Source organism: Legionella nigrisilvae, assembly GCF_977063395.2.
Map to the genome: position 1 here is coordinate 119,179 of NZ_CDRUGZ020000041.1, position 23,221 is coordinate 142,399.

Here is a 23,221-nt window from a genome sequence, read left to right on the forward strand (position 1 = left end):
ATGAATTTTTATAACAATTTAAAGCAAATAAAAGAATTAATCAGACAAACTGAACTTGAATGCGACAGAAAACCTGGAAGTGTCCTTTTGCTCGCTGTCAGCAAACAACAAAGCATCGAGGCCATTAATCAATTATTTCAGCTTGGAATTACTAACTTCGGTGAAAGTTACTTCCAAGAAGCACAAAAAAAAATAGATGCATTTAAAAATAGTCCTATATGCTGGCATTTTATCGGCCCCATTCAAAGTAATAAAACCAAAGGGATTGCCACTTCCTTTAACTGGGTGCATAGTATTAGTCGATTTAAAATCGCCCAGCATCTCAATGAATACCGTCCACGCCATTTAGACCCACTCAATATTTGTTTACAAATTAATTTGGTTGAGGAAAAAACCAAATCAGGAATACCCCCAGAACATGCAGCCGAATTAGCCTTAGCTGTGAATCAACTACCTTACCTCAAACTAAGAGGCTTAATGACTATTCCGCCCCCCCAACAGGATATGCAAAGTCAATATGAAATCTTTAAGCAACTTAATCAATTGATGCATTCACTCAATCGTGAACTTGGTCTAAACATGGATACCTTATCTATGGGAATGAGTGATGATTTAGTCCCAGCTATTAAAGCAGGTGCCACTATTGTGCGTGTTGGACGCGCCTTATTTGGTGAGCGACAAAAATAAAGCGACGCGCTATAATCCTGGAAAAATTAGTTGCCTAAATACGTGTACAGGGGAATATATGTCTGGAATTATCGTTGTATTGATCTTCGTGGTTTCGTTATTTTTTTCACTCGCCATTTTCAGTTTATGGCTTCGAATCGCCCTACGCTATTTACGTGTCAGTGCCCTTCACCCAGTAAGCCAACTTATTTATAAAGTAACTAACCCTATAGTCAATCCTATCCAACTGATAACAAAACAACCCTATAAACCCGGACAAAAATATGATGTGCCCGCTTTCATTACTTTGGTTCTGGTTGAGCTATTGAAAATTCTCTGTATCAGCCTTCTTGCCTTAGGTGGATTAATTCCTATTGGATTCATAGTGATGTACATCATTGCGGACTTAATTATCCAACCTTGTGATATTTTATTTTATGCCATACTCGTGCGCGTTATCATGAGTTTTATTAATCCCAACTGGCAAGGACCAATTGCCGACTTTTTACGTATGTTAACAGAACCCTTGTTAAAGCTTGGTAGAAAGATTGTTCCCGATATTTCAGGTTTTGATTTTTCCCCCTTTATCATTCTGGTTTTATTGAAAATTATTACTTTATTTATCAATGCAAGCCTACCCTGGAGATTATTATAAAAGCGACTATACTTAATTTTAAGCAGAGGATTATCAGGATTAACTTATGAAATTGACGCTCCTCAGTAGCACTGGCTTAGGATTGCTTCTTGTACCTTTTAGTCTATTTGCTGATACCCAATCTTATTATTGTCCACAAAACCATGGATATATTAAGGTAGGGATGACTCCTGATGAAGTGATTGCAGCTTGTGGACAACCCGTAAGCCAGCAGGAATCCAATCAACCTTTGATGCAAAAAATTCCAGTACAACAACTCATTTACAATAATATGGGAACGAGTACCGCTTTTTATGGAGTATGGAATTTGCCTACAGGTAGTGGCGGAGTACAGCTTGAAATAGACATTGTGAATCAAAAAGTACGCTCCATCAAAATGAATGGTTCTGATAGCAATGCAGTTTCTGTTTGCCAGGGGGCTAATATTCAAGCCGGGGATCCGGTACAAAAAGTCTATTACGCTTGCGGAAGCCCTTCTATTGTAAATAATTCCTTTATCAATGAAATTGTACCCACAGCAACCAAACCTGTAGTTTGGATCTATCAGCCTGGTGAGTATCAACCTACTGTATCCATGACTTTTGTTAACGGTAAACTACAATCCATCCAATAAAGCGTTTATTTTTTTCATTGATTTCTATTTTTTGAGCGAATCACCATTCAACTCTATGGTAAGTTAAAGAAATAAGCTAAACTCTCAAAATTTTAGCGCAGAGAAGCACTTATTAGTGATACGTTCTTTGTTTTTTAAATATTCATTGAGGTAAACCAAGAAATGACGGCAAGTATAGATGAAATTACTATTGCTTATGGCGAAAATGGGACAGAAACAGTTAAAGAATTGGATAAGAAAATACTAACTCGTGGGGCTTGGACTACGATTATGTTTAAGTATCAAGATTGGGATAATGCTCAAAATGACTTCGGCCCTGTAAAATTTTCAATTCGCCGTTATCAAAAACGTAATAATCAATACTGGCAAAAATCTAAATTTAATATTTCCAGCGCCGAACAAGCACAAAAAATCATTGATATTCTTGGTGATTGGCTAAAATAACTCCATGTTTCTAATTGTTCGTTTGAATTTTTAAAAATTTAGAAATTTAAATAGTAATTTTTTTTCTATCATCACATTGTGCTTTTCTTCGGCACTAACCGATATCTATCTTAGTAACCTCTTAGTAACCTCCTGTAAATATACAATTTTTTCTTATAAAAAAAACGATTTACGGGAGGTTTTGTTTCATTCAAATACCCGTGTGCCCACAAAATGAACCCTGAGAATTGATTTTATTCTAATTAATCAATTTTGTTAAGGTTCAGTTAATTTTTGATCCGTATAATACGAATTCAAATTCAACAATTAATATAAGATATAGCTATGCAGACTAAAAGAGAAACTTCAAATACAAAATCTAGGCAAACCATAGTTCCATCTATATGGAGTACGTTGACCCCAATGGATTTGATAAAGCAAAGAATGCAAGACGTAAAAAATGGGAAAGCACCTGCGTTTACACCAGTATGGAATCTCCCAAATATGGGGAATTATTCCTGGTTTCCAACACCAATGAATTTTATAAGAGAACAAATAAAAGCTTCAAAATCCGGACAAATGATTACCGCAAAATGGTTCTCAACCCTATATCCCACTACATGGTTTACTACCCCAATGGATGTAGTAAAGTATAATTTACAAACCAAAACCGCGAAAACATCTACGCACACAACCACACCAGTTGTTTCAACACCAGTTGTTGCATCTCCCATGGTTCCACCTCCAGGGAAAAAAGGGCCTGATTTTCCAAAATGGATGCCCTCCATGGATCAGATCCACACACAAGTTTGGAATGGACTGAATTTCTCTACTGTTGCATTGTTCACCAGTTTTAGTATTGTATTTGTTCAAAGTCCGATAAAAACAATGTTAGTTAGCTTAACCAAGAACGGTACGATGATTCCTCCTTACCAAGGCGGAGTTCTGGGATTCTTCAATGCAATGTATGCAGGCACTTCAGCTTCTCTTTCGGGCTCAGTAATTCGAAGTGGCTATGTTTCCGGTGCTAAAGGGGGCAGCAAGCCTATAGAAGAAAATCTTCTAAAAGATGAGGGAGCTCTCCAAGAAGAGGGGAAAAAATATTCAGGAGCGACTTGGCGTTATATTGGGCCTATGGCACTTGGCGAGCTTCTGGTTACCCAAATATCCGAGTCTTTATCTACGTTGAGAAAAGGTAACATTCTTCCTGAAAACTTTAAATGGAAAACCCCTCATAACGCGTGGAGTTTAATGACGGGAGGCTTTATACCAAGATATGGATCGGGGTTGATTAACTTTACGGCTTTATGTGTTCTTGAAGACAAAATTGCCAAAAAACTACAATTTGAAGGTGGTAAGGGACATCTTATAAGCGGAGCAGCCGCTGGGGCCGTTGCAGGCGGTTGTGCATATGTCCCAACAGTATATAAAGATTACTTACTCCTGCAATCTAAGGTTACTCCTGATGGACGCCTCCACAATGCGAGCACCTTTAAAATAACTAAAGAACTATTTTATTGCTTCTTAAACGATCCAAAAACTTCATTGAAATCCTTTGGATCCATGGCTTTGAAACAAGTACCGATGCGCATGTGCTTAACTGCCGCCATATTTGGTATTGTTTCTGGTGTAGGTGAAATTATGGGACCTGAACCCTTGACAAAAGTGGTTCCTGAGGATTACCAACCATCACCTGGAAAATCAAGACATACTATGTTTGCGACCAAGGGATCAACTCCTCGAATTGAAGAAGTCGTTGAAGAGCAAACCAATGAAAAAGAGGAAAACAAAGGTTCTAAATTAAATTAATGAGCGCATCTATTACATAACAATCATTTAATTTTCAAAAAATGGTTTGTTATGTGCAAAAATAGTGTATGATAAATGCTGTAGTGTGCAATTTTAGGGCATTCTACAGCATTTAACGTTATTAAAAGGATTGAAAATGATGTCACGATTTTTTGTTGCGCCAGTTAAAGCCGCTTTTGAAACTACAGGCTATTCTATTGCAGCCGCAGCGGTTGGTTCTTCAGTTTATAAACTCACCACGATGAATGATAAAAACAAAGAAAGTCAAGAAAATAAATCTGTCTCCCTAGAGCAAGAACATTCCTCAAGTACTACAAAAATGCATTTTTGATTCCATATCCTCATACTTATTTTAATGAATAACTCAAAGATGGTGTTGTCAATTTCAATTACAACACCAATTTCAAACATAAACAGTAAGTTCTATATTAATTCCAAACCAGGATGAGAGCGTTCAAAATAGTTCTGAACCATTTGCTCTGAAACCAAATCCAAACGGGTCGGATGCCATTGAGGACTCTTATCTTTATCTATTAGTAAAGCTCTAACTCCTTCATAAAAATCATGGCCATGCATAAAATGACTGACGATATCATAATCCATTTTTAAACATTGTGCTAAAGACATTCCCCTCGCTTTGTGTAATTGCGCTAGCGTCACTTTAAGACTCAAAGGAGATTTCTGTGCCAAAGTATTATCAACTGACTCTGCCCATACTGTATTAGCACTTTGTAATGACTCGCGGATCATTTCAACTGTTGGATGCGCAAAACAGACATCAATCGAAGGTTTAATTTGGCTTACCTCCTCCGTAGAAGATGTACTCGTGAAAGCTTCCATACACCGATTGACTTGCTCCATAGGATCTTTTGATAAATCTTCATTCATTAATGCATCATACAAAGCAGGCATTTGTTCCGAAGATATTATTTTTTTAACTAATCCTGCTTTCATGGCATCATGCGAGCTCAAGCGATTACCCGTTAACCCCAAATAAATACCCAAAGATCCGGGGCATCGAGTTAATAAATAACTTGCACCAATATCGGGAAAGAAACCAATGCCAGTCTCCGGCATAGCGAATACGAATCGCTCACTGGCTATAGGGTGGCTCCCATGCATGGAAATACCTACTCCCCCACCCATCACCATCCCATCAATTAACGAAATATACGGTTTACCTAAATGATGAATAAAATGATTTAAACGGTATTCGTGCCAAAAAAATTGCATTTGTTCCGCATCATTAACTTGCCCGGAAAAATAAAGTGAGCGGATATCACCTCCCGCACAAAAAGCATTCCCAGGAACTGCTCGCACTACGACTGCATGGATAGCGTCATCTTCCTTCCACAAACTCAATTGTCTTTGGATATTAAGAATCATATTTAAAGTCAATGCATTCAAAGCGTTGGGTCTATTTAATGTAATGACTCCTAATGAACCCTCTTGATTAAAAAGTACTTCATCAGTCATGATTATTTTCCTTTGAACTGAGCAACTCGTTTATCTAGAAATGCCGCAACTCCCTCTCGCTTGTCTTCAGAAGCACATACTTTTGCGAAATGTATTGCTTCTAGATGTAAAGCATCAGTTAAAGACAAATCATAACCGTGATCAATAACTTCAATTATGCTCGCTACAGCAAGCGGCGCCATACTCAATATTCCCTGCAATAATATTTTACCGCGTTCTAACAAAGCTTCTGGTTCAACAACCTCACTAACCAATCCCCAATGGAGCGCCGTTTCTGCATTAATAAATCGCCCAGTTAAACATAAGTCGAGCGCACGTCCCTTACCAATTAAACGCGCTAATCGTTGCGTGCCCCCATAACCAGGAATCACCCCCAGCTTTACTTCAGGCTGACCAAATTGGGCTTTTGTGGAAGCAATTCTTAATGTTGCAGAAATAGCTAATTCGCAGCCCCCACCGAATGAAAAGCCATTTACCGCTGCCAATGAAGGTTTACCCAAAGTTTCCAAAAGTCGAAACACTTCTTGTCCTCGACATGCAAATTCATATCCTGTTTGAGCGGTACATTCAGCCAAGCGGTTAATATCTGCACCCGCACAAAATGCTTTACCATTACCCGTGATCATCAATGCCTTAACTTTGGGATTTGTTTTTGCATAATGAAATAATTCTTCTAAAGCATCTAATACTTCGGAACTTAAAGCATTTAACTTCTCAGGTCGGTTTAAAGTTAACGTTAAAATTCCCTGACTATCCAAATCTTGTTCAATTAAATTCATTTATTTACTCCTTGCTATTGAACATAACGCAGCCAAATTACTACCACACAATCAGCACAAAATGTGCTCCTCATCCAAAGTTGCCTTGGCTACAATTTCCCGCATAATTTCGTTCGTCCCTTCAAGAATCTGGTGCACTCTTAAATCCCTGAATATTCGCTCTATCTTATAATCACGTAAATAGCCATAGCCACCATGAATTTGCATTGCCTTGTCACAAATGCGAAATGCCACATCCGTAGCCAATCGTTTGGCCATAGCACAATATATAGGAACTTGAGGATCATTTTTATCCATGGCACTGGCTGCTCGATAAACCATCAAGCGTGCCGCTTCATAATCTGTCAACATATCAGCAAAATAAAATCGCAATGCTTGCATCTCGGTAAGTGGCTTACCAAATTGTTTACGCTCCTGCATATAGCTTTGCGTTAACCGTAAACAGGCAAGTGCCCCTCCTAAAGAACATGAAGCAATATTAATCCGCCCTCCATTTAAAGCATTCAAAGCAATTTTAAATCCCATTCCTTCGTCACCAACACGATTGGCGACAGGTACCCGACAATTTTCAAAATATACCATGCAAGTAGGTTGACTATTCCAACCCATTTTTTGTTCTAATTTACCAAAGCTCAATCCAGAAGTGTTTTTTTCAATCAACAAGCAACTTATTCCATGATGCGATTCATCACCTGTTCGGACCATACATAAATAAACATCACTGACTGAACCTCCTGAAATAAAAGCCTTAGAACCATTAAGAATGTAATGATCCCCATCCTTTACAGCTTTAGTCTTTAAAGAAGCCGCATCAGAACCTGATTCAGGTTCAGTCAAACAATAACTGCCAATAACTTCCATAGAGGTTAATTTAGGTCCCCATTTTTTTCTTAACTCAGAATCGGCATATCGATCAACTAAAGAGGTAACCATGTTATGAATAGAAAGGTAAGCACTGGTACTAATACATCCTGTTGCTAATTGTTCGAACAATAATGCCGAGTCCAAACGCGTCAATTGAGATCCACCAATATCCTCACGTGCCATCATCCCTGCCATTCCTAATTTGGCGGCTTCACGTAAGACCTCAACGGGAAAATAATGATGCTCATCCCAATTGTCGGCCATAGGAGCTAATTTGTCGCGTGCAAAGTCAGCTGCCATTTCCCGAAAAGCTAAATGCTCTGCTGTGAATTCAAAATCCATAAACTGTCCTTAGAGAATTTATTCAAATATATTGTTATTATTGCGAATTTTTATCTTCCGTGAAAGATATATGTTTCGAAAATTACCCAAAACATTTTATGAACGAGATACTATTATTGTTGCCAAAGAACTTTTAGGCAAATACATTATTCACAATCATGCAGGAGTGGAATACGTCGGAAGGATCGTTGAGGTTGAAGCATACCTTGGGGAACACGATCTGGCCTCTCACTCTTCTAAGGGTATTACGCAAAGAACAAAAGTCATGTATGGGCCTGCTGGTTACGCTTACATCTACTTAATTTATGGCATGTATTACTGCACTAATATCGTTACTGAAGCTGAAGGAATTGGGTCGGCAATATTGTTGCGCGCAATCGAACCCATCAAAAACATCCAAGGTCGAACTCAAGGCCCTGGGTTACTTTCAAGGGCAATGCATATAGATAAACACCTCAACCAGCAGGATCTAACCAGTGATACCTTCTACATCGCCAAAGCAGAGAATCAAGAGCCATTTATTATTGTAGAAAAACCAAGAATTGGAGTCCACTATGCAAAAGATTGGGCAGAAAAATTACTACGCTTTTATATCAAAGATAATGCTTTTATATCCAAGCCTTAATCCATAGAAAAGCTTTAAACTTCAGGTTAAAAATGAAGCCTACAGCTTTTTGAAGGATAATGATATGATGGCAAATTTTCTGCATCCTTGAAAAAAATAAGAATAAACAATGGAAACTCTTGCAGCACCTGTAACTCGCAATAAAAATCCACTTGCTGTACTCAAAGAATACTTTGGTTTTGACACGTTCAGAACACCACAAGAAGACATTATTAATGATGTTATTGCTGGCCAAGACGTGCTTGTTTTAATGCCTACCGGCGGGGGGAAATCTCTGTGTTATCAGATACCTGCCCTAGTAAGACCGGGCGTAGGCATTGTTGTTTCTCCATTAATTGCGTTAATGGAAGATCAGGTCACTGCGCTCAGATTACAGGGAATTCGTGCCGCTTATTATAATTCCTCTTTAACCAGTGTAGAAGCAAAAAACGTATTAACTCAATTACACCAAGATGAATTGGATTTACTGTACATTGCTCCTGAGCGCTTGATTAGCTCCTCATTTCTCGAGCGATTAAGTGATTGCCGTATCGCACTTTTTGCCATTGATGAAGCCCATTGCATCTCTCAATGGGGGCATGATTTTCGGCCCGAATATTCTGCTTTAGGTATTTTAAAAAACCATTTTCCTAATATTCCAATTATTGCCTTAACTGCGACAGCAGATAAACAAACACGCAAAGATATTGTAGATAGGTTAAATTATTCCCCCAAAAAATACATTGCTTCATTTAACCGACCTAATATCCATTACAAGGTTATTCCTAAGACTAATGCGGCGAAACAATTAAATGAATTTTTACAGACTGTAGAACAACAATCTGGAATTATTTATTGTGGCACACGTACCGGGGTAGAACAGCTGGCTCAAAAACTACAAAAAATGGGATTCAAAGCCCGAGCATACCATGCAGGACTTACTCATAATGAACGTCGGGAAGTACAAACTTTATTCCGATATGATCGCATCGATATCGTTGTTGCTACCCTCGCTTTTGGGATGGGTATCGATAAGCCTAATGTTCGTTTCGTAGTGCATCACGATCTACCTAAAAATATTGAAGGGTATTATCAAGAAACGGGACGGGCTGGGCGTGATGGTTTACCCGCTCAAGCACTTTTACTCTATGACGCAGCGGATAGCGCTAGACTGCGTTCCTGGATCATGAATAACCCACTTGACGAACAAAAACGAGTTGAAACCAATAAGCTTAACCATATGCTTGCTTTTGCTGAAGCATCTCATTGCCGTCGCCAAATTTTATTACACTATTTTGATGAGCTCTGTGACACTGAATGTCGGTATTGTGATGTTTGTGATAATCCACCAATAACTGCTGATGCTACAGAAGATGCGCAAAAATTTTTATCCTGTATTTATCGATTACGACAAAATTATGGTTTAACCTATACGATAGATGTATTGCGTGGTAGTTCTTCAGATAAAATTAAACAAAATGGTCATGAGCAGCTTAGTACTTTTGGCATTGGTAAAGATAAATCAGCCCACTACTGGAAACAATTAGCCTGGCAACTCATCCATAAAGAATATTGCCTACAAGATATAAATCAGTTTCAAGTTCTTAAATTAACACCCAAGGCTATTCCTTTACTTAAAGGCGAAGAAAAAATATCACTAACCATCCCTAATAATGATTTTCAGGGCAGTAAAAAGAAAGCCAAAGAACGACGTTCTATTCAAGTCACAAAGAGTCCTCTATTTGAATTGCTGCGTTCATTACGACGTGAATTAGCCGATGAAGAAAACAAGCCACCATTTATGATCTTCAGTGATGCAACCTTGCACGCAATGACAGAAATAAGACCTAAAAACCTAGAACAGCTACTCGCAGTACCCGGTGTGGGTCAACATAAGTTGGCTCATTATGGAAGTCAGTTCCTTAAAGCATTAAATGGATATAAGGAATAAGATATTTTTATTTTATTGATTATTATTTTTACAATTCGTTAGTCCATCTATGGATTTATAACAAAACTCTTTCACAATCAGTTCGACTTCTTTTCCATTTGTGGGAGGTTCCCCATTATTTAGCCATAAATTAATATGTACTGGTAAAGGTTTTTGAGGAATATACTTTGTTGGATCCGGTGGTGAGAAGACCCAATTTTGTATTGGGTAACGGTAATCTTCATAGTGACCGTTACCACTTTGATAATAAATCCTATTCTTGCTCCATATAAAGCCATGAGTTGAATAATTTCCATTTAATTTCAATGTATAGCTTAATGTGGTTTTATTGAGTTCAGCTATGGAAGGCCAAACCGTATAAGAACTATTGGACGCAGCAGTACTTTTTATTCCCCATTTGGAAAATTCAATATCAATTTCATTAGTTCCAGTAGGTTCAGTATCTTTTGGTGGATAATTGAATAATCCAAAAATTACATTAGGATCTAATTGGTCAACTTGTCCTACAATATAAAACCAATATTCTCCGAAACCCAAAGAAGTTGTGGTGTATAATTCAGCACAACTCCATTTACCCTTATTATGTATAATCTTTAAATGCAACCAGCCCTTTGAATCAACCCATACATTATTACTCGACCATAAATTTGGACCTGGGGTCCCAAAACCATCTCGAGCGCACCATGGTAAATTCGAAAAAAATAAAGGTTGTTTGCAATTTACAACTCTCTGAGCCATAGCAGGCTCACAATCTCCTTTTCGATCTTGATTTGGACACAATATTTTTTTATCCAATAACACCGGCGACTTTTGATTCTCAATAATATCCACTGCTTTTGAATAAGTACTACCCCATCCTAAAAAGAACATACCCAAAATAATTTTTATTTCTTTATTCATCCGGAGTAGTCCAAAAAAATAATTTAAGACCACAGAAGCTATTCTCGCTTCTTCTTTCTAAAAAACGGAAGCGCATCCCATAACTGCAAGGTAACTGTTAGCACGGCTAATATGGTAAGAATTGCTAAAAAAACCAAATGATTTTTAAAAAATAGTTTCATACTTAACCACCAGGATAACTTGCCCACAGTATAAATTGCTCCAACCTGTGTACTGTTCACCCCTGAATCGCGAATTACCGCTACGGAACCAAATATTTGGGACTGTTTTTTCTTGTTGGTTAAAGCATAATTTAGTAAATCAAAACCATGCGAATTATCGGCTAATAAAGCAATAATACTGCGTTGCTTGAAGTATGGTGATTGAGCTCCAACTATGCCAGCTATAGAGTTATTTGCACTGATGGCTGTCATACTATTCACTGCAGTATTCGAATCTTCTAAGGGAATATCGGGCGAATCACTTGGTCGAAAAGGTTCCTTAATAAAGCTTTTTGTCTTATCTATAAGCAAATTCAGTTCGCTTTCCTGAAGAACTTCTTTAGGAATTTTTCCAATAATCAGAATATCCACGTCTCTATTTTGTACAAGAGACCCATCATCAACTAGATTGAAATATAAAGCTGGATAACCAGTTCTTGAGCCAATAAGTCCTAATGCATTGAGTAAAGTAGCTATTTCTGAAGCTTGTGGATTTTTATCGATAAGTATCCAGGATTCCGACAAATCAGCTAAACGGCTAAATGGAAAACCCCCATTAATAAAAACATTTAAATTAGGCATCTCAATATAATGATAAAAATGTGACAAATCTATATTTGAGGTTTCTCTAATTATTGCATTATTAGTAACTATGTTATGCGACTCACAATGCCCGCTCATTGTTCCTCCCCCTATAGAGGCCGCATAGTCAAAAAAGAAACTCATTTGATTATTCACTTTTAACGCATATAAGGGGATGTCAAATTTTGTATCGGTATGTATTAGCCCAAATAGATTGGATAGTTGCGCATTTTGTGACTCTTGCTTACCTGTTTTGGATAAGGGATAACTTTTAACAAACATATCATTCACGCTAATGGTGAGATGGGAGTTCCCCACAGCAGGTGCCGGTGTATATTGATATTTTAATTCTAATGGAATCCCTGAATTAGGGGGTATATATAAATCTGGAGGGATATTAAAATTGATCAGAATTGGAGACAAAGAAAATCCAGATGCTTGAAGTTGTCCTTTATATTGTTGAAGTTCGGTGAAGGTAACTGGTTTGTCTGTGCGCACCCAATTTGGTGCATCGTAAGGTTTCCGAGCATTTACTGTTTCTACTTTATCAATAGTCACACTCGTACCATGAAATAATACATTACCTTGGGCTATCCCTTTAACTGCCTTTATTAAATCGTTATCATCACGACCTAGTATAAGTAATAGCTTTATGGCTGGATTATCTGGATGGCTCATCATTTCTATAGTTGGGGCATTCACTGGAGCATGACTCTTTAGAAAATCTGGATGTTCATTATTTGTTGCAAGTACAATGGCATTTTGCTGAGGTAATTGATTTAAAAGTACAGAAAAAGACTGCCCACGCCAAAGCGATAAACTACCAAACCATGAGGTCAAAATAGCCGCAGCACGTTGTTGCACTAAACTGGGTTGGTTGGCAAATACAATGGGTAATCTTAAAGGATCTTCATCAAGCGGATCAAAAAATGGTATAGGGAAATGAGACAAGTCATTATCTAATTGTAGTGTCTTTAGTGTGAGTTCAAGAAAGCTGGAATGACTGAGATCTAACCATAACGTAGTGCTTCCGAGATACTCACATACCGCCTGATAATGGCCGATAAATTCAAATTTTAATTGGTTATGATCAGCAAAATAACGGGGATCTAATGGAATTTCTACATAATTAGATTTTCCTAAATGATTGGCAGTAATGGTAATCAAACCCGCTAATTCGTCATTAAGATAAATTTTTAATTGAGACTGTATCGGAATTAATGAAGGTGAAGGAGTAAAGTGTAGTTTTAATACTGCCCCAGTAACGATTTTATCCTTTCGTAACGTAAAAAAAACGGATTGGATTGGTTGCATTCCTTTGAGCGCAATAGTATTTTTTGGGGTTGCTGCATTTTTTAAAAAAATCTTTCGTATTTCGGAGGAAGGCGTAGCAAAAGAAGGTTTTATTGGATTAGATTGTGCAGGCAAAAGAGGACTAGCTTCTACTAGGAAGGCGCTACCTAATAACACTAATAACATCATTCTCCGAAACATATTAACTTCCTTTTTAACCGCTCTTAAGAATGGATTGATCTGTTTAACGTCTAAGTCTCTAAAACAACCGAAATTAAAAATCCATTGTGATTATTCAACAACTTAGGTTCTTTACTGATAATTTTGCCAGTATATAATATTATGCCGTGATTAGTAAAAAATTGAAATATCGCTTTGGAATGTTCATAGGGCTGATAAATAAATAATTGCATTTTATTATTGTCTTCGATTTTAACAATATAAAAAGGCCTCATATCGTTTTCATGAAAACTGTAAAAACCAAATAGATTAAATGAAATTAAGTTTAAAGGCTTACTAAATAAGTAATTGAGATTATCGTATTTTTTAGATAAGCGTGGGTTTTCAAACATCGCCTGTATATTGTAGAGAAAATTATAAGCGATGATCTTGTTCTTGTCTGCATTCGTTTCAGATATAAATTTCACTCCATAACTATATATTTTTGTCTCAGTTAAATCGTAGTGTTCTTTATTCATAATCTGTATTTTTATATCAACATATTCCTTACCTAAGAAAACTCTTAACTTTAGGATTTGGTCTTTATCCAGTTCTGCAAAATAAAACATAGATGCTCCCATTTCATGTAGGTCAGTTAAAATGGCTATGTCTCTTCTAGAAGGTTTATTAGATACTAACGCAGGAGTTATGGTAGGAAATCTGAAATTTTCTCTTTTCTCACTTTTTGATAGGGCAAATTTAGTAGCTGTTAAGGAAAGAAAACTATTGTAACAGGTCCAAAATATAGCAGTATATAGAATTAATGGGCTTCTAGCAAAAACACCCTCTAAATTTAAAACGGCATAGATAATACTTATTACACTAAAAATTGGAATAATTAATTGTGCTAGAAGCATACTACTTTTAGCTGCCTGATTGCTTGATTTTTGGGTAGTTACAAAGGGAATATTTCTTCGTACAATACCCCGCAATGACTTGAGAAAAACCAAATACTTAAGTACATCATATTGTTCTTGTAATAATAGGCTATAGCGAGGACATGAAACTTTAAACGCAAGAAGTGAAAAAACGAGATAGGGAATAAATCTCATGAGGAATTCAACATTTATGGCTTTTATGGGTGCTATGCCCGTAAATAAAACGACGATAGGCGCGAAATAAAAAATTAATTTTTGCAAGCCAGTCATGTAGGTGAGCATGCTGGGCAAATAGGCGATTCTTTGGCTTATGGTCAATTGGTTATTAAACAGAGGGTTTTCTAAACGATAGATTTGCATAGCCCCCTGTCCCCATCGCGTCCATTGTTTTAAGTACGGTCCTAACGTAGATGGGGCTATGCCGTAGGCTAGGCTTTCATTATGGTATACAGATTTCCATTTTCTTGAATGCAATTTCATGGAAGTATGTAAATCTTCGGTAACTGTTTCAGTCGCGAACCCCCCTATCTCCATTAGGGCAGCTCTTCTCATAATACCGCAAGTTCCACAAAAAAAAGCGGCATTCCAATGGTCTTTTCCAGGCTGAATTACATGATGAAATAAGGCTTGTTCTGACCACAATTTATCATTCTTCATAATCCTATGAGAAAATGAATCGATATTGTAAAAATCTTGGGGAGATTGAACAAAAGCAACCTGATCATCATTAAAATATCCAAGTAATTTATCTAAAAAATTCATTTGTGGTACATGATCAGCATCAAATATGGCAATAAAATCTCCTTCAGTCTGAGTAAGTGCATAGTTAAGATTACCCGCTTTAGCATGAGTATGATGAGGCCTGGCGATATAGTTACACCCCATTTCATCGGCCAATGCTTTAACTTCTGCTCGATTCCCATCATCCAATAAATATGTTTTATGAGGATAGGCTATGTTGATACATCCCAGGATAGTTTTTCTTAATATTTCTGTAGACTCATTTAATGTGGGGATAAAGACATCTACTTTGAGGCCGGGTTTAGGTGGAATGGATTGTCTATTAGTTGGATTCCAAATACTAAAATAAAAGAGAAGCGCAGCAAGCCAACCGTATACCTCGGCGGCATAAAGCAATACCGAAAATACCAAAGCATCAGGATTAAAGGTGGTCGCCCGCCAAACTATGTAATAAGTTGTTATCAAAAGCGAAAGGCAAATGATGATATGATTTCGCTTTTTCTTGAAACCTGAATTAGTTATGTTCATAAAATCTGCTCTGAATATGACCCTTTTTCCATTAGTACACTTCCCTTGAAAAGAATATCTAATTAAGCTTCTTATTATCTAAATTCTGCATAACGTAACATTGGATTAATTGGCATATTCATATCCCCTTGCCAACCCTCAAATGAATATCGTAGATAAATTGATGCATGGCTTGGCGCATAATCTGTAGATTGTTGATAATCCAAATTTGCACCCAAAATAAAATGATTACTTAGCCGATATTCAATTAAAGTATTTATGGAGTATCCAAAACTGGAAATACTGTTGCCGACATAATCAGTTTGAGTGCCTAAATTTGGGACAAGTTCAGGGATAGGATAGTATGGACTTGAGGCTACTGTAGCAGCCGACCAAGAACCGGAGCCGCCTATTTCAAACGACCAATTTTGTGTTCGTTGACGATATGCAAGGGGAATAAATAATCCTATAAAGCTCTTGGGGCTGTAATATCCTCCTTGACCCAATGAAAAGAAATTAAGATTTTTCTGAGAAAACCAGTTCATATTCATAAGACCAATAGTAGCAACTCGATTCACTCTATTAATAAACCTGTAATAATATCCCTCCAATACGAGTAATCGTTGATTGGATGGTACATTTTTACCAGTTAAGATGCCTGCATTGACATAAGACCAAAGTCCATACGACTTTCCTCGATCATAACCTAAGGATAAATTGACATTATTGGAAACAACACCGCCCCAAATTATCCCAGTATTAGGATCTTTGGCTCCTGCAAAAGATAAGAGTGAACTAGTGACCGGACGCCGAGCCATAGTCAATTGCCAACCTATATTATGAAAGATATCTCGATAACTTAGGCTGCCAACAGGATTTACTACATAAAAGCCAATCGGTGTTTCCCCAACATCCATTGTCCAATGCTCATTTTTCCAGCCCGCGGCAACACTGTCTCCCTGAGCTTTTTGGGATATACCACTTACACAGCCTGTGTTACAGGTCCCAAAACTATCAAAAAATACCCCATTAGTAGTGCGGAATGATCCTGCGTCAAAAGTAACAAAATCATTTCTTACAAAAAGCTGTCCGCCGAAAAAAGATGTAGCCGCATGAACTACTTCATCTTGAGCATTTATTTGTACAGTACCTGGAGCTCCAACTAAACTCCAATAATCGTAATCGACTGTAAGAGTGTCCTCTAATACATGATACAGTGCAGCAGCTTCACTTCGAATACTGCTTTTAATCCAATTATCTTGAGGGTTGGTACGAGTTAAATAAGTATAGGTAATATTATCTTCAGGGAATGTTGAGGTAATCTGACTTTGAACCATAGCTTCCCGATAATCGTTTTGTGCTTCTTTTAAAGCATTGACTTTAACTTCCAACCTCCCAGCATCTTGAAATATTAAAGCATTTTCTTGATTTGGCTTGTTCTTGACTACCCGTTTTTTTAATTGTTGAAATTGTGAGTAGGCCTTTTTAAGTTCACCAATATTGGCCCAACTATTTGCAATTCTTCTACTGGTGTTTAAGTCTGTTTGACGCTTTAAATATTGATTTTCTAAAAGAGAACGTGCTGTATTTACTTGCCCCACTGCAATTAATACCTCGATTTCACCTAAAAGAGCATTTATATCATTAGGGTGTCTACTTTTTATTTTTCTATAATAGACGAGGGCTTCATTATATTGCCCATCCTCTTTAGCCCAATCAGCCAATTTAGACAACACTATATCATTGTTTGCCACTTTTTTTAGATAAGCTGTTGCGCCAGCCTTATCTCCTCTATCGCGCAACTTTTGTGCATAAGACAAGATTATATCGATTTGTAAACGTAGTACAAATTGACGCATGTCTGCATTCCATTTCTTTTTGGGCAGGGTGTTCATCTTTTTTAAAGCGAGCGCATCTTGATTTTTCATACTTAAGTAAAGTGCGTAGGCATAGATTTGCTCTGGATTAGAAGGCTGTCTGGCTTCTAATTCTTTAAATAAAGTATTTGCTTCTTTTTCTTTTGATAATTTATATAAAATTTGTCCTAAATGAAAATTTAGCCATACATTGTCTGGATCTAACTTTTGCGCCTGACGATATTTTTCTACCGCTTTTAATAATTGATTATGTTCTGCATAGTATTCCCCTTCTTTCTGCGTCACTGAACTTTGCAATCCATGTACAAATTTCAGCATTCCTGAAGTCCATTTTTCTTTTGGAAGTGTATTCATTTTTTTCAAAGCGAGAATGTCTTCTTTTCTTATATTACTTAGATAAAGCGCATAAGCAAAAATTTGATCTGGATTTGTAGGCTGTTTTGCCTGAAGTTGGCTAAAAAGGGCATCGGCTTCTTTTATTCTACCTGACTTATATAAAGCGATACCCAGATGAAAGTTTAACCATACATCATCAGGAGAAAGTTTTTTAGCTTGTTGATATTTTTTTACAGCCTCTGACCATTGGTTACGTTCAGCATATTGCTCTGCTTCTTTCTGAACTATTGAGCCTTCTAAATCATTTTCGATATATTGAAGTTTTCCTTGCACTTCCGGGGGCTTACTTTTCAAGTAAGTGATCGCTTTTTGGGGTGATTGGCGTTTATACATACTTGCCATACCCGAAATAGCATCTAGAAACGTGGGATCGATTGATAAAGCGCGTTTATAATTCGCTTCTGCTTCTTTAAAATTATTTTTTTCAGTAGCTACATCTCCCAACCCAGACCATGCTTTTTTGTTTTGATTATCAAGGTGCTGAGCTTGAAGAAATTTATTTTCAGCCTCATCAAATTTACCCGATTTTAACAATTTATCTCCCTGGGAAACGAATAATTGGGATAATCGATTTTTCATCAGAGTGATCCAATGAGCTGTTTGAACACCAGGTGAAATAATATGATGGGTCTGTAAATATAAGTATAAAGTGTTTAATTGCCTCCATGCAGTATCTTCATATTCTGGAATTTGTGATACTGCCATCCAATATTCAGCAGTTAATTGGGGTGTGGGAATATTATTGTGAAATAGTTCATCATATTTTTGTTTCGCTTGAACGTATTGCTTCGATACAACTAATAGACGGGCTTTTTGTAATTTTTGATTTTCGGCAGGTTGAGTCAGAGTAATAATTGTTAGAGCATTTCTGTAAAGAAGTGTATCAGGAACAAGCCCCTTTAATTTTTTTAAAAGTATTTGTGCCTGGGTTGGATTCCCCTGTTGTACTGCTAGCCTAATCTGGGCTGAGATAACATCAGGATCGTTGGGTGCTATTAGTTCTAAACGCTCAAGGGTTTGTTTCATTAAACCATATTTATTATTTATTTCTTCAAAAAGAGCTTTTTCTAACAGCAGGTTTTTAATATTTAAAGAATTATTCTCAGATGTTAAGTTATCATTAGTAGAAGAAGGCGTGTTGAATGCAATAGCATTATGTGTGAGTAATAAAGTAGCACAAGTTAATAAGCCTAAAAATGGTGTTTTTAAATAACCAATGAGTTTCATCTATATTTCATTTCTTAAAGTTGAAGTCGGTTTGTTAAAAATTTATTAAAAACTATCAACTCATAGAAAATATCCTTATTTTAGTTAATCCAACTATTCTCTAATAGAAATTGATTTGGTTATTCATTTTAAAGCACGATATATATATACAGAGCCATTAAATAATCCATTCTAACTGATAAGATTCAATGATGAAAGACGATAATATTCGTTGCTCAGCATGAAGAGGTTCCAGCAATTTTTTCACCAATCTCAAATAAAATACAAAAAATAGCTCACCAAATCCTCTAACTTAGTCTTGAAAACAAGGAATTAATAATGCCTCAGAATATGAACTGTATTAGTCTGGCTTGGGTGAAGAACTTAATACTTCATGCCTTTTTTCGATGAGGTCTTCCGCTTTAACAACGATTGGATTATCGTGTAGGAGTTCCCCTGGGTGTATTCGTTTACAAAGTTCTTTATAGTGTTCTAACTCCTGTTCTCGCATATAGAGCTCAAACTCCTTGTAAAAGCCCCTTCCCTTCTCATCGCCAAGAATTTCAATAAATTGGTCAAATAAACCTGTTTTGGGATTACTGTAAAAACAAATATCCGTAAATTTTTTCTGATATATCGAAGAAAATTTATAGTCTTCCCCCACCACCTTCGGTATTTGACTAAACAAAATATCCACGCCCTCTTCCTGGGAGGCATTTCTTGCTTGATGCAATAGTTCAATCACGTGTTGGCGTTTTTCTTTAGGAACAACAAGCGATCGAATTGCTGCAAATTTTTTATTTTCATCATTTAAAAATGGAGCGCCACCTACCCGGGCACCTCGTTCAGCAAGTGAGAGTTTCGTATGTTCTTCGGATAATTTTTTTAAAGTAGCAAGAACGGCGTGGCCGGTAAAACCTGTGGCCTGAAAGGCGATGCCTTCCCTGTCTAAACGTCTTAATATATCTTCAACTGTTGTATCCGATTGAAGTGTATTCAAGGCCATTAATAAGGGTTCGAATTGGGAAGCATATTCTGGGTGTTTTTCGCGAATAAAATCACTTAAATAGCCATTTAGAATCTTAACCCCTTCATCGAATAATCCCGAACCATATTTAACATCTGCATTAGGAAATTTAAGAACCTCATTCAACTTTTCTCCGCCAAAAATAAAGTAAAGTCTCCGTCTGGCATAGTATTCACTATAATCAATCTTATACTTATCAAAAAACTTTTTAATCATTTCCAGAGGAAAAGTATTTAACGGGGTAATCGTAATAACCGATTGATCTTTATCATTTTTAGCTAAGACATCCGCTTCCGCTTCTAGCAACAATGATATAGCATCGATATTATGAGATTCGACGGCTGACAATAATGCAGTATTGCCTTGAGCATCTCTTAGCTCAATCAACTGAGCTCTTTTCTCAGGTTCTCCATAGACTAAACTGAGTACGTTCCTTAATGCATCACTGTGCTTATTCATAATTGCTTTATGTATCGCTGGTTCACCTTTATTATTTTTTTTCAGGAGTAAATCAGGATTATGAGTATGAATATAACCTGCAGCATCCCCATAATTTCCTTTGGCGAGCAGCAAATGAAACGCTGTATTGCCTTCTCCATCTCGCTCCTCCAATGAACTACCTTTATCGTGCAAAAGCTTTACAAGCTCCGCTGAATTAATCTCTGCAGCTACTAGTAATGGAGTTTTTCCTTTAGAGTTTCTATCGTGGATTGAAAAATGACCACTAGAAATTAAATGATCAACAAGCTGAGTTTGGCCACTTTTTATGGCAACAAACAATACATTGTCATTTTCAACATCCTTATCCTGGATAGGGGATGGATCTAAACTGAGAAAATAATCGACTATTTTTGTTTTACCAAAATGTGCCGCAATGAGCAGAGGGGTCATTTGAAATTCATCCATAGCCGATAAAGAAGCCCCTTGTTCTACTAACCATTGTACAGCGACTAGATCACCTCTTTTTACAGCATCAATTAAAGCTTGATTTCTTTCATTTGCCGTACTTAGAGTCACTAGAGAATTAGCAATCTCAAGTTGAGATGCCTCTAACGCAAGTTGAAAAGCTGTTTTTCCTTGGTTGTTTTTCAACTCAGCTGATAGACCACTCCCTAATAAATAGGTGACACACGCTAAATGCCCATTTCTTGCAGCTACCAGCAAAGCATTTTCACCATTTTTATTCACCATGGTCAGATCAGCACCTTTTTCATGTAAAAATTGCAGGGTATCTAAATGCCCATTTTCAGCAGCCAAAATGACTGCATTTTCCCCATGACTATTTTTTTTATTTAGGTCTGCGCCTTTTTCAAGCAAGTATCCAATAATTTTTAAACTTCCTCTTCCCGCAGCAACCATTAATGGAGTATTTCCCTGTTTATCTTCTACTTTTGCGGCGAATTCTTCAGGAAATAATTTAATTACATCCAATCGATCATTTAATGCAGCGAAATGCGCTCCAGACCATCCATTTTTAGTTTGATGACGAAGTAACAATTCTTTATTCCGTGCCCTATTTAAAAGGATCTCTAATGCCGTTACATCACCTAAGGCACTCGCAACCAGGGCAATTTTCTCGAGCCCCTTTCTTTGCAAGCCAGTGGGAGGTAAGCCTTTCATTTTATCGTATTGTTGCGAGAGAACTATCTGTGCAGAAGGACTTAACTGGGGGGCAGATTTTAAAAATGGCATCGTCTTTGATGATGAATACAAGTGACAACATTCCAGAGGGGTAAATCCATCGTCATTGGGAATTTCAAGTATTGAACTATGGAAATCCTCAGCTTTTCTCATTAATACTTTCAAAATTTCAGGCTGATCGTATATTGCTGCTAGATGCATAAGGGTATTACCGTTTTCATCAGTCATTTGAAAGTTATCTTCATAAACACCTGACATATGCCATTGAAACTGAGCAAAATTTCCCTGTTTTAGCGCCGCTTTGAGAAGCTCTACTTTTCCCATTAAATAATATCCTAATCTCTCATTCTATTAATGAAAGTATAGTTCGTCCTGCATCAAATAATGTGAAAAGCGTCACATATGCAAAAAAGCTATTTTTAACCTAGGAATTATCCATTTTGATAAAAGGTCAATTCACGTAATATTGCTGTGGCATAACCTCCAGCCGGCAAACTAAAAGATAACTCAGCATCATTACCTTTAATTACGCAGCTCAACTCCTCGACATGCAAAATATTAGCGCGCCAATCTTCTTCTAAACCATAAAGTTCCAAACTTGTTAACCAAGGTTGCCAATCAAGATAGATTTTATTAATCAATGATAACGCTTTATCTTGGAGTTTGAATTTACTTTTACCTGGTAACGGGCTCGCTGGAGAGATATCTTTGTCTCGAATCCTTTGAAGTAATTCGTTATCGACGTGATTAATAATAAAAATACTGTTTGATCCTTGCAGTTTCATCACATCACCAGGTAGTGGAATATTCCAGCTTTGCTCCCTAACACGATGTGATAAAATCAAATTGAAGATCCATGAGCGTGCGGCGGAAAGATACATGCCCCGTAGGAATCGATCTTTTACTTTCCTCCCTCGAACGAACATTTCCTCTGCTTTCAGCAAATTACCGGCATTGCGACCAAAGCGCTGCTCTCCAAAATAGTTAGGGACACCATCCTTTTTAATGCGCTCAATGCGATTGAGCAAATCCTCTTGATGAGAGATTTCACGCAAATGGACAATAAAGTGATTGCCAGTTAAAAATCCTGGTTTCAATTTTTTATGATGGCGCGTATGTTCTAAAATGCGCCATCCAGGTGCTGCAAGTTTTGCTATCTCTGGTATCTGCTCCCCTGGAGCATGAATGCTCAACCATTGAGTAGTAAGGGCTTGTCTATCTTTTAAACCTGCATAACCAATGGATTTTTCGGGTTTATGCACTAATTTTGCTAAAGACTTAACTAATTCATTAGTGGTTAAGCCCTTTTTTTCTATTTTCAGAACAATATGTTCTCCTTCTCCAGAAAAAGGACTATCAAAAAACTCATTCACCTGAAAATCTTCTGGAGTGCATTTAAAACATGAAGTGGACTTTGGTAGCCCATTAACATATGCCCAGTCTAAAGAATACATTCACCACCCTTACGAAAAATTTACTTTACCTTTTACCAAAATTTGATAAAAAACTATATAAATCAAAAAAATTTAAGTGCATACTTAAAAAAAACTGCACATTTATATTAATTGTTAC

The 23,221-nt window shown here is 37.0% G+C and carries 17 protein-coding genes; 8 read left to right on the top strand and 9 right to left on the bottom strand.

The annotated features are described in order from the left end of the window. The 6 genes from ACWTE2_RS26580 to ACWTE2_RS26605 all read left to right on the top strand — a co-directional run bounded on the left by ACWTE2_RS26580 (position 1) and on the right by ACWTE2_RS26605 (position 4,497). A complete protein-coding gene (locus tag ACWTE2_RS26580; protein ID WP_454785125.1) occupies positions 1-687 on the top strand; it encodes a YggS family pyridoxal phosphate-dependent enzyme in 687 nt (228 codons plus the stop codon). Positions 688-745: 58 nt separating this feature from the next. Further along, positions 746-1,321 (top strand): YggT family protein, encoded by a 576-nt coding sequence (locus tag ACWTE2_RS26585; RefSeq protein ID WP_182393004.1) that lies wholly within the window; start codon positions 746-748, stop codon positions 1,319-1,321. Between the two features lie 46 nt (positions 1,322-1,367). Then, the gene (locus ACWTE2_RS26590; protein ID WP_454785126.1) at positions 1,368-1,934 is read left to right on the top strand and encodes a DUF2845 domain-containing protein; all 567 of its coding nucleotides are present in this window, start codon (positions 1,368-1,370) and stop codon (positions 1,932-1,934) included. Positions 1,935-2,096: 162 nt separating this feature from the next. After that, complete coding sequence (locus ACWTE2_RS26595; RefSeq protein WP_182393002.1) at positions 2,097-2,378, top strand: hypothetical protein; 282 nt, start codon at positions 2,097-2,099, stop codon at positions 2,376-2,378. Positions 2,379-2,780: 402 nt separating this feature from the next. Continuing rightward, positions 2,781-4,166 carry a hypothetical protein gene (locus tag ACWTE2_RS26600; RefSeq protein ID WP_454785127.1) on the top strand — a complete coding sequence of 462 codons (1,386 nt, stop codon included), beginning with the start codon at positions 2,781-2,783 and terminating at the stop codon, positions 4,164-4,166. Positions 4,167-4,302: 136 nt separating this feature from the next. Beyond that, positions 4,303-4,497 (top strand): hypothetical protein, encoded by a 195-nt coding sequence (locus ACWTE2_RS26605; RefSeq protein ID WP_454785128.1) that lies wholly within the window; start codon positions 4,303-4,305, stop codon positions 4,495-4,497. A 92-nt stretch (positions 4,498-4,589) separates the two neighbouring features. Here ACWTE2_RS26605 and ACWTE2_RS26610 read toward each other — a convergent pair whose 3' ends face one another. The 3 genes from ACWTE2_RS26610 to ACWTE2_RS26620 are packed head-to-tail and all read right to left on the bottom strand — an operon-like array spanning position 4,590 to position 7,627. After that, positions 4,590-5,642, bottom strand: coding sequence for an enoyl-CoA hydratase/isomerase family protein (locus tag ACWTE2_RS26610; RefSeq protein WP_454785129.1), 1,053 nt, complete (start codon positions 5,640-5,642; stop codon positions 4,590-4,592). A 2-nt stretch (positions 5,643-5,644) separates the two neighbouring features. Continuing rightward, the gene (locus ACWTE2_RS26615) at positions 5,645-6,421 is read right to left on the bottom strand and encodes an enoyl-CoA hydratase/isomerase family protein (RefSeq protein ID WP_454785130.1); all 777 of its coding nucleotides are present in this window, start codon (positions 6,419-6,421) and stop codon (positions 5,645-5,647) included. A 51-nt stretch (positions 6,422-6,472) separates the two neighbouring features. Further along, entirely contained in the window at positions 6,473-7,627 is a 1,155-nt protein-coding gene (locus tag ACWTE2_RS26620; protein ID WP_182392997.1) for an acyl-CoA dehydrogenase family protein, read from the bottom strand. 70 nt (positions 7,628-7,697) lie between these two features. On the opposite strand from ACWTE2_RS26620, the gene ACWTE2_RS26625 reads away from it, so the two are divergent. Both ACWTE2_RS26625 and recQ read left to right on the top strand, forming a co-directional pair. After that, positions 7,698-8,252, top strand: coding sequence for a DNA-3-methyladenine glycosylase (locus ACWTE2_RS26625; protein ID WP_454785131.1), 555 nt, complete (start codon positions 7,698-7,700; stop codon positions 8,250-8,252). Positions 8,253-8,361: 109 nt separating this feature from the next. Then, on the top strand, positions 8,362-10,182 hold the full coding sequence (gene recQ, locus ACWTE2_RS26630; RefSeq protein WP_454785132.1) for a DNA helicase RecQ: 1,821 nt from the start codon (positions 8,362-8,364) through the stop codon (positions 10,180-10,182). Positions 10,183-10,194: 12 nt separating this feature from the next. Here recQ and ACWTE2_RS26635 read toward each other — a convergent pair whose 3' ends face one another. The 6 genes from ACWTE2_RS26635 to truD all read right to left on the bottom strand — a co-directional run bounded on the left by ACWTE2_RS26635 (position 10,195) and on the right by truD (position 23,103). Further along, positions 10,195-11,082 carry a glycoside hydrolase family 16 protein gene (locus ACWTE2_RS26635; RefSeq protein ID WP_454785133.1) on the bottom strand — a complete coding sequence of 296 codons (888 nt, stop codon included), beginning with the start codon at positions 11,080-11,082 and terminating at the stop codon, positions 10,195-10,197. 38 nt (positions 11,083-11,120) lie between these two features. Further along, complete coding sequence (bcsB, locus tag ACWTE2_RS26640) at positions 11,121-13,358, bottom strand: cellulose biosynthesis cyclic di-GMP-binding regulatory protein BcsB (RefSeq protein ID WP_454785134.1); 2,238 nt, start codon at positions 13,356-13,358, stop codon at positions 11,121-11,123. 50 nt (positions 13,359-13,408) lie between these two features. Further along, positions 13,409-15,523, bottom strand: coding sequence for a glycosyltransferase (locus tag ACWTE2_RS26645; protein ID WP_454785135.1), 2,115 nt, complete (start codon positions 15,521-15,523; stop codon positions 13,409-13,411). Positions 15,524-15,597: 74 nt separating this feature from the next. Beyond that, a complete protein-coding gene (locus ACWTE2_RS26650) occupies positions 15,598-19,002 on the bottom strand; it encodes a cellulose synthase subunit BcsC-related outer membrane protein (RefSeq protein ID WP_454785136.1) in 3,405 nt (1,134 codons plus the stop codon). A gap of 340 nt (positions 19,003-19,342) precedes the next feature. Then, positions 19,343-21,973 carry an ankyrin repeat domain-containing protein gene (locus ACWTE2_RS26655; RefSeq protein ID WP_454785137.1) on the bottom strand — a complete coding sequence of 877 codons (2,631 nt, stop codon included), beginning with the start codon at positions 21,971-21,973 and terminating at the stop codon, positions 19,343-19,345. A gap of 107 nt (positions 21,974-22,080) precedes the next feature. Continuing rightward, complete coding sequence (gene truD, locus ACWTE2_RS26660) at positions 22,081-23,103, bottom strand: tRNA pseudouridine(13) synthase TruD (protein ID WP_454785138.1); 1,023 nt, start codon at positions 23,101-23,103, stop codon at positions 22,081-22,083. Between the last annotated feature and the right edge of the window lie 118 nt (positions 23,104-23,221).

What these genes read in the sequence shown, in the direction of transcription:
- ACWTE2_RS26580 (WP_454785125.1), top strand. Translation starts at nt 1, where the DNA reads ATGAATTTTTATAACAATTTAAAGCAAATAAAAGAATTAATCAGACAA.
- ACWTE2_RS26585 (WP_182393004.1), top strand. Translation starts at nt 746, where the DNA reads ATGTCTGGAATTATCGTTGTATTGATCTTCGTGGTTTCGTTATTTTTT.
- ACWTE2_RS26590 (WP_454785126.1), top strand. Translation starts at nt 1,368, where the DNA reads ATGAAATTGACGCTCCTCAGTAGCACTGGCTTAGGATTGCTTCTTGTA.
- ACWTE2_RS26595 (WP_182393002.1), top strand. Translation starts at nt 2,097, where the DNA reads ATGACGGCAAGTATAGATGAAATTACTATTGCTTATGGCGAAAATGGG.
- ACWTE2_RS26600 (WP_454785127.1), top strand. Translation starts at nt 2,781, where the DNA reads ATGGATTTGATAAAGCAAAGAATGCAAGACGTAAAAAATGGGAAAGCA.
- ACWTE2_RS26605 (WP_454785128.1), top strand. Translation starts at nt 4,303, where the DNA reads ATGATGTCACGATTTTTTGTTGCGCCAGTTAAAGCCGCTTTTGAAACT.
- ACWTE2_RS26610 (WP_454785129.1), bottom strand. Translation starts at nt 5,642, where the DNA reads ATGACTGATGAAGTACTTTTTAATCAAGAGGGTTCATTAGGAGTCATT.
- ACWTE2_RS26615 (WP_454785130.1), bottom strand. Translation starts at nt 6,421, where the DNA reads ATGAATTTAATTGAACAAGATTTGGATAGTCAGGGAATTTTAACGTTA.
- ACWTE2_RS26620 (WP_182392997.1), bottom strand. Translation starts at nt 7,627, where the DNA reads ATGGATTTTGAATTCACAGCAGAGCATTTAGCTTTTCGGGAAATGGCA.
- ACWTE2_RS26625 (WP_454785131.1), top strand. Translation starts at nt 7,698, where the DNA reads ATGTTTCGAAAATTACCCAAAACATTTTATGAACGAGATACTATTATT.
- recQ (WP_454785132.1), top strand. Translation starts at nt 8,362, where the DNA reads ATGGAAACTCTTGCAGCACCTGTAACTCGCAATAAAAATCCACTTGCT.
- ACWTE2_RS26635 (WP_454785133.1), bottom strand. Translation starts at nt 11,082, where the DNA reads ATGAATAAAGAAATAAAAATTATTTTGGGTATGTTCTTTTTAGGATGG.
- bcsB (WP_454785134.1), bottom strand. Translation starts at nt 13,358, where the DNA reads ATGTTTCGGAGAATGATGTTATTAGTGTTATTAGGTAGCGCCTTCCTA.
- ACWTE2_RS26645 (WP_454785135.1), bottom strand. Translation starts at nt 15,523, where the DNA reads ATGAACATAACTAATTCAGGTTTCAAGAAAAAGCGAAATCATATCATC.
- ACWTE2_RS26650 (WP_454785136.1), bottom strand. Translation starts at nt 19,002, where the DNA reads ATGAAACTCATTGGTTATTTAAAAACACCATTTTTAGGCTTATTAACT.
- ACWTE2_RS26655 (WP_454785137.1), bottom strand. Translation starts at nt 21,973, where the DNA reads ATGGGAAAAGTAGAGCTTCTCAAAGCGGCGCTAAAACAGGGAAATTTT.
- truD (WP_454785138.1), bottom strand. Translation starts at nt 23,103, where the DNA reads ATGTATTCTTTAGACTGGGCATATGTTAATGGGCTACCAAAGTCCACT.